The sequence below is a fragment of the Brevibacterium sp. Mu109 genome, from assembly GCF_900169375.1.
GTDB classification, from domain to species: domain Bacteria; phylum Actinomycetota; class Actinomycetes; order Actinomycetales; family Brevibacteriaceae; genus Brevibacterium; species Brevibacterium yomogidense_A.
Genome location: NZ_FXZF01000050.1, coordinates 1 through 9599, shown reverse-complemented (window position 1 = coordinate 9599; position 9599 = coordinate 1). Strand labels below are relative to the sequence as shown.

The window sequence follows — 9599 nt, the reverse complement described above, 5'->3', positions numbered from 1 at the left end:
GGCGAAGAGGACCTCGCTCGAGGCCCAGTAGCCTCGACCAGGCAACCTCTCCCAGGCCCTGGCGCCGAACTCCCTGACCACCAGCCCGCACCGATCCACCTATCGGCACCAAGATGGATACCCCTTTTCTCGTATCTGACGGGCCGGAACCGTCCTTCGGCGACGAACCCGACACCCTTCGCGAGCAGTGCGGTCGCCTCCTCGGCGGCATCGCCGTAGGCGACGATGGGCACGTACTGGGTCGGCAGCTTTGTGTAGGTGCCGTCGGGTTCCCGACGGCCCTGCCGCTGACCTGCTCGGGCGTAGAACCGTGGTGTGCCGTCGCTGGTCGGGTCCGTGTTCGGCGCCGTGGCGACATACCCTGACAAGGACTGGTGCGTGCGAATAGCCATCGGGCTGTCCTTCCTGACATCAACGGCCCCGAGCCGGGGCCTCCATGTCAGGCAGGTGCGCCCGCGTCATCCTGCGGGCGGCGTTGCAGCAGGTTCTCGATCCCGGTGCGGTCCGTGCGGAGCTGGGCGGCGTCGGGCCGGTCGGTCCAGGTCCGCATCCGGGTGACGATGGGCGGTGCGGAGCGCAGCAGCACGAGGGCGGTCCCGAACGGGAGGGTGCGGATCGTGTCGGGCGGCATGATCGGCACCCGGCGGATCGACCGCTGGGCCGAGCGGGAGCCGTGGTCCCCGACCGTGGTGGAGTCGGTTACCTCGTCGCGCTCCCCGATGAGGGTGGTCAGGTCGTGGAGGTCCTTGGAGTTCGAGGCGCCGCCGAGGATGATCTTCACGATGGAGGCGTCCCAGATCGCGCCGGCCGCGTTCTCGGACCACTTCTCCCGCGCTTGGGCGAGGGACTGCAACACGGGCATCGTGGTGATCCCGGTGCCGCCGCCCTCCGCCATCAGCGTTGGCAGGGAGGGCAAGGGCGCGAGGTTGCCGACCTCATCGAGCGCTAGCAGCACGGGCGGGTCCAGGCGGGCGCCGGGGCTTCGGGCGGCGAGGCGCCGGGCGGCCTCCACCACGTCTTCTACGAACGCCGCCACGAGCGCGGAGGAGTTGTTCGCGCCCGCGCCGGTCGCCAGCAGGTAGAGCGTGCCCTTCGCCCGCAGGAATGCCTCGGGGTCGAAGTGCTCACCCGGCCGCGGCGAGACGGCGTCGAGCACACGGGGGTCAGCGAGGGCGGCGAGTGCGAGGGAGACGCCTTGCCAGATGGAATCGCGGGTGCGGGGGTCGGAGTCGATCATCGCCTGCAAGCCCTCCGCCCACCCGACAGCCGCGTTCTGGTTCGCGGTGAGGATCGCCACCGCATCGGCTGCCGCGGACGGGTCGAGGGTCCACCGGAACAGCTCGCCGGGCGGGCGGTGATCGAGGGCGGCGGCGTGGAGCAAGGCTTGGAGGGCGGTGCGGGTCTTGCCTTCCCAGAAGCCGCCGCCCTCGACGCCGCCGGCGGACAGGCCGGTGCCGGCGGCGAGCCCGGTGGCGCGGATCATCGCCGTCAGCGGGTCCTCACATCCCCTGATAGGCGACCACCGCAGTCCTGCGGGGACGCCTTCGGCGAGGTGCTGAGGGTCGAACACCGCGACCGGGCCACCCTGGCGTTCGCGGGCGCGGAGGGTCGCGGTGAGGTTATCGGGACGGGTGCTGGTGGTGACGACCGCGCCGGGCGCGTCCAGGATCGCGTTGATGACGATGTGCGCGCCTTTGCCGGAGCGGGGCGGCCCGATCAGCAGGATCGAGTCTTCCACGGACGCCCACACACCCTTGCCGCGCGAAGTCCCGATCCGGTACCCGACCTGCTCGGGGCGCGGTCTGTCGAGGGAGGGGCGCAGGTGCGCCGCGCGGCGCAGCAACGCCGTGTTCGAGGCGGTGCGGGCGACTTCCGTGCGAGTGGCGATCCCGGGAATCCGGTAGGGGTCGGCCTTCACCTGCCGCCCGTGGTCCCGGATCAGCCGCCATACCCACCAGCCGAGCCCGCCCGCGATGAGGATCAGCACGGCGGCGGTGATCCAGTATGCCGCCACGTTCAGGGCCGGTGCGCCCAGCGCGGTCGCGGGGTCGCCGGGGTTCAGCAGCACCCTGAGCCCGGCCTCCACGCCGTCGGCCGGCTGCTCTGTGCCGGTGATCCAGGCGGCGACAGTCCCGGCGCCGCGGAGAATGCCGGCGAGGATCGCGGCGGCGATGAGGAGGCCGATGCCGAGGTTGCTGAGCTCGTCGCCGAGCGCGGCGGCAGGACGCGGAGTGCTCATTGCGGGTGCCCGATCGTCAGGGTACCGGAGACCCGGCCGAGCAGGATGACTTCACGGGTCGGACTCGACGCGGCTTGTTCGGCGGTGAGCAGGGCACGCATGGTTCCGTCCGGGGCCGCGTCGCCGTGGGCGATGACGATGGCCACGGCGACATCCTCGCCGGGCACGAACCCCTCCCCGTGCAGTGTCAGCAGTTCCGGCATCGCTTGTCGTGCGGGCGGCTCTGGTGTCGGTGCGGGTTGGAAGCGACGGCGTGCGCTGGGGGTGATGATGTCGGTGAACGTGGTCCCGTCCGCCTCGCGCACCTCGACCCGCACCGGGGAACGATGCCGCTCGGTGAGCTGGTCGAGGACGCGGGCGAAGTCCTCCCGTCGCCACGGCGGCGCGAACGGCTCCGGCTCATACGGTGCTGCATCGACGGTGACCGTCATCCGCCTGTCAGAGGCAATGTCCATGACGACGTGCGGCAGTACCACCGGTACGGGCTCGTCGCGGTGCTCGGGTTCGGTGGTGGTGCGCTTGTAGCGGGGACGGGCCATCACGCATCTCCGCTCTCGGGAAGCGTCAGCGAGGGCGACGAACCGTCATCCTGGGTGAGCTTCTGGGCCAGACCAGCGGCGCGCTGGCTCGTATCGAACAGGGAGTATTCGGCGGGGTGGAGCTGGTGCTGGCAGATGAAGGATCGTTCTTTAATCCTCCAGAGTCCTTGCCCGGTTCCCAGGCCGGGGAGGAGTTTCTGTTCGGTGCCGGTCAGGCCGAGTGCGTGGGCGGTCGCGCCGAGCTGGTCGGGTTCTTGTCGGTAGATGATCCGGGTCTCCGCATTCGCCAGCAGCGACGACGCGAGGGCTCGCATCGCGGACCCTTGATCGCCGACGTTGTCGAGGTCGGTGAGCTTGTGGAAGATGAGCATGTTCGCGATCCCGTAGTGCCTCGCCAGCCTCCATTGGGCGTCCATGCGGCGCAGCAGGGCGGGGTATTGCATGAGTCGCCAGGCTTCGTCGTAGATCACCCACCGCTGCCCGCCGTTCGGGTCCGACAGCGCCGATTCCATCCACGCGGACGAACACGTCATCAGCACTGAAATCAGCGTCGAGTTTTCCGCCACTCGCGATAGATCGAGACTGACCATCGGTAGCGACGGGTCGAACCTCACCGTCGAGGGACCGTCGAACAGCCCCTGGAGGTCGCCGGCGACGAGGCGGCGCAGCGCGTGGCCGACCAGGCGGCCGTCCTCAGCCAATCGGCCGTCTTCGTCATCGGCGGGGTTGGGGGCCAGGATGCGGTCGACGACCATCGGCAAGATCGGCACCTCCGCCGACCGCACCGCATCGCGGAGGGCGAGGTCGATCGCGGTGTGCTCCAACGGCGACAGCACACGATCTAGCACCGTCTCCGCCAGCGCCCCGATGAGGTCGCGGCGACGGGAGGCAACCTGCATCGCCCACTCCGCATCGCTGACGGTGGACGGCCGGTGGCCCTCATCGAGCGGGTTGAGCCGGTTCGACAGGCCATGCCCCAGGACGATCGCTTTCCCGCCGACCGCTTCCGCAACGGCGGTGTGCTCGCCCTTGGGGTCGCCGGGGACGTAGACGCGGCGGCCGAACGGGAGCGAGCGGGTGTAGAGGGACTTCGCCAGGCTCGACTTGCCGGAGCCGACGATGCCCGCCAGAACGACGTTGGGGGCGGTGATGAGGCCTTGCTGGTAGAGCACCCACGGGTCGTAGACGAAGCTCCCGCCGGAGTAGAGGTCCTGGCCGACAAACACCCCGGCCGAGCCAAGGCCCCCTTCGGCGAGGAACGGATACTGTCCCGCCAGTGTCGCGGAGGTGTCCTGGTGCTTGGGAAGCCGAAGCCTGCCAGGGGTGCGCAGCGCGGCCGGGCCGGGCTCACCCGCCGCGGGCAGATAGCTCGTCGCCCGGCGTTCAGCCTGCTCGGCCTCCCAGCGCCTCTTGGCCTCCGCTTTCTTCGCGTCGCGGGCAGTGGTCTCGATCCGGGTGGCGGCCTTCTGGCGAGCTTTGCGGTTCCGGCGGCGCTCACCTTCCGGGCCGACCAGCACCGCCGTGTGTAGACGGCCCTCATCCTTTCCGGTCACAGCGCCAACCCCCGCCCGTGCGACGCGGATGCGCCCGGCCGGCGGGCGAACCAATCCGTCACCTCCGCACGCCTCGCCCGCACGGATGCCCGTTCGACCGTCCGCCGTGCCGGAGCCGGAGTGAGCGCGGCCGTGTCGATGTTCAGTAGCGCTGGGTCCGGGGCGGCGTCGTGGGTGCGAAGCAGGGAGACGTGGCCGAGGAAGGGACTGTAGGTGAGGGTGTAGACGTCGCTGGTGGCGGTGCGGTCGAGGGCGCCGGTCGGGGGATGGTCGTAGACGTACCCGTTCTCGAGTGCGGCCTGGGTCGTCTCATCCCCGAAGTCCCACTGCGCCAGGTGTTCGATCGCCGCGTCCGTGCCGGCCCGTTCGATGATGTCGAGCACCTGATCGGCTTCCTCGCCTTGGAGGAACACGACACTGACCCACCGCCTGCTCGCCTGCTCTGCGATGTCCGGGTCGTGGTCGATCAGCTCCGTGAAGGCGTCGGGGTGCTGACGGGCGGCATCGGCCACCCAATCCGGGAACGCCCCGTCGTTGTCACTGTGCTGGCCCGGATTGTCGATCGCGTACTGGCGTGCCTCACCGGCGGCGGAGAGGAACACCGCGAGCTCACGCAGCGCCCGCCCGGGTGAGACGGGCGCGCCGACACCGGTGAACAGGTCCCGTCCCTCGACCGACTGCCCGGTGGCCGGGTTCTCGATGCGGTACGCGTACCGCTGGTGCTCGCCCAATGGTTCGTCCGGCCACACCGTCAACCGCAGATCGCCCGCCTGCAGCGTGGCGCGCGCTGTCCCGGTCGTGTCGAGGGGTTCGGGGGCAGGGTGCCAGGCGATCCGTCCGGACTGCGACATCGCCGCGTCTACCCGGTCATGGACCGTGTCCAGCAGGGTGCCGGCCTGGTGCAGCTCATCTGCCGCCGCCAGCGCAGCCGTCGCCCCGGCGGTTTGGCTGCCGGCGTCGGTGTGCGCGCGGGAGCGGGCACTGATGTGGGCGGCGGCGAGCTGGTCGAGCACCTGCCGCAGCGACCGCACCCCGGCCAGCACTTCCCCGAGCACCGGGTACGTCTCGGCCGGGTCGGTGAAGGTGCGGGTGGCGTGGGCGAGGCCACGGAGCGCGGCGGACGCCTCCATCGCGTCCTCCGCGGGGTTGTCGAAGGTCGGCATGATCGGCTCCTCACAATGAACGGTTGATGGTGGTCAGGGTCAGACCGGCCGGCACAACGGCAACGCGGAGGCAGTGAACGCGGCCGCTTGCTGGCCGACGAGGCGGCGGGTCTCGCAGGAGGCTTGGATCGCGGCCTGCTCGACTGCGGCCACCGCGGCGTCGAGCTCGTCCACGGTCGGGGCGGAGACGCTGACGAGCCCGGAGACACGGAGGACGCCGTGCCCGGCGGTCAGGTCCGCCTCCTGTTGCAGCACGTCATCGAGCTCCGCGCTGGAGGCGGCGTCCTCGATTTGCCCGATCTTGCGGCGCTGGGTCGCGTCGGAGATGAGTTCGGTCTTCTTCTTCCGCAGGTCCCTCGCGGCCTGGTCGGCACGGACCGGGGTGTAGTGCAGGGCGAGGGTGCGGAGGATGCCGCCCGAGAGCACGAGCGGGGCGAGGAACCCCGGATACACCTGGGAGCGGGGCCACTCGGTGATCCACAGCACCGCATGGAAGGCACTGTCGGAGCGCAGCCGGTCCCAGGTCTCGGTGACCGCCACCGGCCCTGCGGTGGCAAGGTCACGGCCGAGGTCACCGTGGCGTTCCAAGGCGGGCGCTGCGGCGGGATCGTACGAGGAGCGGAGGATGACGGCGACCTCACCAGGGGTGAGCCACCCGCTGCTGGTCAGATCCGCCGCACGCAGCGCCGTGGTCAGAGTGGTCATCTCCTGCCGCAGCACGGCCGCAGCGCCGCGTATGCCGCCGCCGGAGGTTCTGATCTGCCGGGCGCTGTTCTTCATGTCCAGGGCGAGGCTGATCGTGGTCGCGTGGCGTTCCCCGGCGGGGCCGGCACGGTCGATGAGTTCGGCGTAGGTGGTCGCGGCCCAGGAGCCGTCGTCGGTGCCGTGGGTGCGCCACCACTCCGCCAACCCCGTCCCCGAATCCGGCAGCGTCCGCTCAGACACCTGAATCCGCGCGATCCGTCCTGACCGGCAGGCGGCGGCGAGCACGCGGCCCCACCCTGCGACGCGGCGCTGCTGCTCGCCGGGGTCCAGGAGCACGAACGCGGGGTGGGAGACGCCGAGGATGACGGTGAGAGTCTGCGCGTGGGGATCGTGGATCATCGCCGCCCCCGTCTCCGGGTCCTCCCATTCCCGCAGCGGCGCGGCATCTCCTGGCAGGGCGAGGGTGCCGGCCGGGCGCGGGCGGATGACCCGGCGCCGGTAGATGAGCTGGCCCAGATAGGTGCGCGCAGTCCAGCGGGTCAAGATCGGCACCCACTCGATCAGCTTCCGGCCCCCGGCCGGGATCACGGCCAGGAGCGCGGCGCCGGCCCAGACCGGGGACGTCCAGGCCAGACCCATGCCCCCGCTGATGTAGAGGGAGGCGACGACGGTGAGGATCGCAATGCCCAGAACGATCAGCTGCGGCAGCGACAGGCCGAGCAAGATGCCCCGCTTGGTGAGGCGGGAGAACTGCACCGGCGACAACGGGTACTCGGTGTGCGTGGTGGTGACCATTGGCTCATTCCTTCCCGGACGGCTTCGCGGACGGAGGCGGCGGTGGGTCCGCCCTCCGCGACGACGAAGACCCCGACGACGGCGGAGCGGACGGCGCGGAGGGTGCCGGGCGTGACGACGACGCCGACGCGGCTTGCGCGGGCGGAACCGGCGGCGGGGTGCTCTGTTCGGCCGCAGCCCCGGCATGGCTCTCCGCGGCACCGCCAACCGCGGCACCGGCTTTCGGTCCGGCGGTCGCGGTACCCTTGACCACTGCACCGCCGACGACCGCCGCCGCACCGACAGGCCCCGCGGCCGCCCCCGCACTGGCTCCTGCCCCCGCACTGGCACCGGCTCCTGCTCCTGCTCCGCCGGATGACGCGGCCGCGCCTCCGGCGGTCCCGGTCGCTCCGGCACCGGCCGATGCCGCCGGAGCACCCGAAGACGACGCCGCCGACCCACCCCCTCCACCGCCGGGCTTGCCGCCGGTCTCACCGCCGCCGTCGAGCACCTTCTTCGCACTGTCGCCCTTGGGCGCGCCCGGGATCGGGACGGGCCGGTTCAGTGCGGACTTGGCCTCCTGCTCGCTGGACATGGCGTGGTACATGTCGAAGCCGACGAAGGACAGGAACTTGTAGGTGATGTACGGCGCGAATGCGGCGATGAACATCAGCACCACCCCGGCGATCGGGTCGCTGATGGAGGCGAGGTCCGCTTCGATGGGGGCGGAGACCTGGCCGATCGCGACGAGGAAGATGACGACGAGGACGAGCTTGGAGAAGATGAGGGCGATCACGAATGCGGCCCACTTGGCGAACCAGCCCTTGGTGGCATCCCACGTTGCCCCGGCCAGGGCGATGGGGCCGAAGACGATCGCGACGAGCAGCAGCGCCTTGCGGATGAGGAGGCTGAACCAGACGATCGCGGCGGCGGAGATGGCGAGGCCGGCGAGGAAGATGGTCAGGATCGCCCCGACGCCGGGAGCGGCGATGTTGATCCCGGCAAGTCCGGTGGCGAGGAGCCCGATCTGGGTTCCCATTCCTTCCATCGTGTTGCCGGTGGCCTGCACGATCCCCACCGCGAGCTGATCGGTCACTTCCAGCAGCAGCGCGGTCAGGGTGATGACGAGGAACGATCCGAGGATGCTCTTGGCGAGCCCGAGGGCGGCGCGGGACAGGGCGGTGGGGTCGCGGTGGATGAGGCCGGTGATGAGCTGGAGGCAGAAGAACACGAGCATCACGAAGATCGCGACGCCGAACAGGACGTTGTAGACGCCGACGTACTCAGGACTGGTGACATCGACGAGGGTGGTGGTGTCGAACACCCACCACACGGCCTCGAACAGCCACGCGGCGGCCCCGGCCATTGCCTGGCCGAGCCAGTCGAACGGGGCGGCGATCAGCGACGCCGTGGCTTCGCCTACGGCGTCGCAGACGGAGGAGATGACCGGGACATCGCACACGCTCACCGCACCCACCCCCGCCGCGGGTAAGGCGTTGTCGGGGTGGTCATCAGACGGCCTGCCCGACGCCCCAGAAGAAGTTGATGAGCGTCACCGCGGCACCGCAGATGATCGCCGCACCGCAGGACACGAGCACGCCGACCTTCCCGCGGGAGGCGAGGTGCGGGTTCGAGCTGTTGGCGCCGAACCCCCACACGATCGCCGAGACGATCAGCGCGAGGACGGAGAGGATGAGGCCGACGGTCATCACGGCGCCGACGATGATGCGCAGTTGCTCGATACCGGGAAGACCGGACGAGTTGGGGTCGATGTCGATCACGGGGGTTGCTCCTGACTGTTCGCGAGACGTGTTCTCGGCTGTCAGGTGCACCCCCGTGCCCCGGCGAGAGGATGGATAGCCTGGGCTGGTGGGAGTCGTTCTGGCCGCGAGCGCCGTCATCACCGACGACGCCGGACGTGTGCTGCTCGTGCTGCGCGGCACCGAGCCGGAGAAGGGCCGCTGGTCGGTCCCCGGCGGCAGCGTCGAGCCCGGGGAAACCCTGGCTGAGGCGGCGGCACGGGAGGCGTTCGAGGAGACCGGGCTGCGCGTGAAGGTCCGCGACGAGTTGTGGTGCGTGACGATCCCGGCTGGCGACGGGCGGGTGTTCGAGGTGCACGACTTCGCGGCCACTGTCACCGGCGGTGAGCTGGCACCGGGCGACGACGCGGACGACGCCCGCTGGGTCACCCCGGCAGAGCTCGACCAGCTCCCGCTGACGACGAACCTGGCCGACTACCTGCGCGGCGCCGGCATCCTGACCTGACCGCGGCGCGGTGGGTCAGAGTTGTTGTGGGTCAGAGTTGTTCGCCGATGCCGAGGAGGAAGTTCACCCAGGCGACCCCGGCCCCGGCGAGGGCGGCGGCGCCGAGGGCGACGAACAGGCCGGTGCGGGCTTTGGTGGCGGCCTGGTAGTTGCCGCTGGAGGAGGCGATCGCCCATACGATCGCGCAGACGATCAGCATGAGCACCGCGATGATGAGGACGAACATCAGTAACGGGCTCTTCACGAACGAGGGTGTAGTCGAGGTCTGAAACCGCCGGCTTCGAGCAGACTCCTGTCGATGTAGTGCCTCAGGTTCCGGAACCCAAGCGCGATCCCGCGCAGATGCTCGAGTCGGCCATTG

General features: G+C 70.4%; 10 protein-coding genes. 1 reads left to right on the top strand and 9 read right to left on the bottom strand.

All coding sequences use genetic code 11. From position 1 onward, the window contains the following. The 8 genes from BSP109_RS17540 to BSP109_RS15735 all read right to left on the bottom strand — a co-directional run. Positions 1-392: single-stranded DNA-binding protein (locus BSP109_RS17540; protein ID WP_146001197.1), on the bottom strand; the 392-nt coding region annotated here is incomplete at its 3' end. 47 nt (positions 393-439) lie between these two features. Then, positions 440-2239, bottom strand: a complete 1800-nt coding sequence (locus BSP109_RS15765) for a type IV secretory system conjugative DNA transfer family protein (protein ID WP_101601869.1) — start codon at positions 2237-2239, stop codon at positions 440-442. Next, positions 2236-2778, bottom strand: a complete 543-nt coding sequence (locus BSP109_RS15760; protein WP_257944744.1) for a hypothetical protein — start codon at positions 2776-2778, stop codon at positions 2236-2238. Before BSP109_RS15760 ends, BSP109_RS15765 begins: the two co-directional genes overlap by 4 nt. Beyond that, positions 2778-4331: a VirB4 family type IV secretion system protein gene (locus tag BSP109_RS15755; protein ID WP_101601867.1), complete on the bottom strand. Its 1554-nt coding sequence runs from the start codon at positions 4329-4331 to the stop codon at positions 2778-2780. The genes BSP109_RS15760 and BSP109_RS15755 overlap by 1 nt, the downstream gene beginning before the upstream one ends. Next, positions 4328-5494, bottom strand: a complete 1167-nt coding sequence (locus tag BSP109_RS15750; protein WP_101601866.1) for a hypothetical protein — start codon at positions 5492-5494, stop codon at positions 4328-4330. The genes BSP109_RS15755 and BSP109_RS15750 overlap by 4 nt, the downstream gene beginning before the upstream one ends. A 39-nt stretch (positions 5495-5533) precedes the next feature. After that, positions 5534-6994 (bottom strand): SCO6880 family protein, encoded by a 1461-nt coding sequence (locus tag BSP109_RS15745; RefSeq protein ID WP_101601865.1) that lies wholly within the window; start codon positions 6992-6994, stop codon positions 5534-5536. Between the two features lie 4 nt (positions 6995-6998). Beyond that, positions 6999-8441: a conjugal transfer protein TrbL gene (locus BSP109_RS15740; RefSeq protein ID WP_101601870.1), complete on the bottom strand. Its 1443-nt coding sequence runs from the start codon at positions 8439-8441 to the stop codon at positions 6999-7001. A gap of 43 nt (positions 8442-8484) precedes the next feature. Next, on the bottom strand, positions 8485-8754 hold the full coding sequence (locus tag BSP109_RS15735) for a DUF6112 family protein (RefSeq protein WP_062764860.1): 270 nt from the start codon (positions 8752-8754) through the stop codon (positions 8485-8487). An 88-nt stretch (positions 8755-8842) separates the two neighbouring features. Here BSP109_RS15735 and BSP109_RS15730 point away from each other — a divergent pair, with 88 nt between their 5' ends. Beyond that, positions 8843-9238, top strand: coding sequence for an NUDIX domain-containing protein (locus BSP109_RS15730; protein ID WP_101601863.1), 396 nt, complete (start codon positions 8843-8845; stop codon positions 9236-9238). A 31-nt stretch (positions 9239-9269) separates the two neighbouring features. Here BSP109_RS15730 and BSP109_RS15725 read toward each other — a convergent pair whose 3' ends face one another. After that, a complete protein-coding gene (locus BSP109_RS15725; RefSeq protein WP_219618577.1) occupies positions 9270-9464 on the bottom strand; it encodes a DUF6112 family protein in 195 nt (64 codons plus the stop codon). Positions 9465-9599 lie beyond the last annotated feature (135 nt).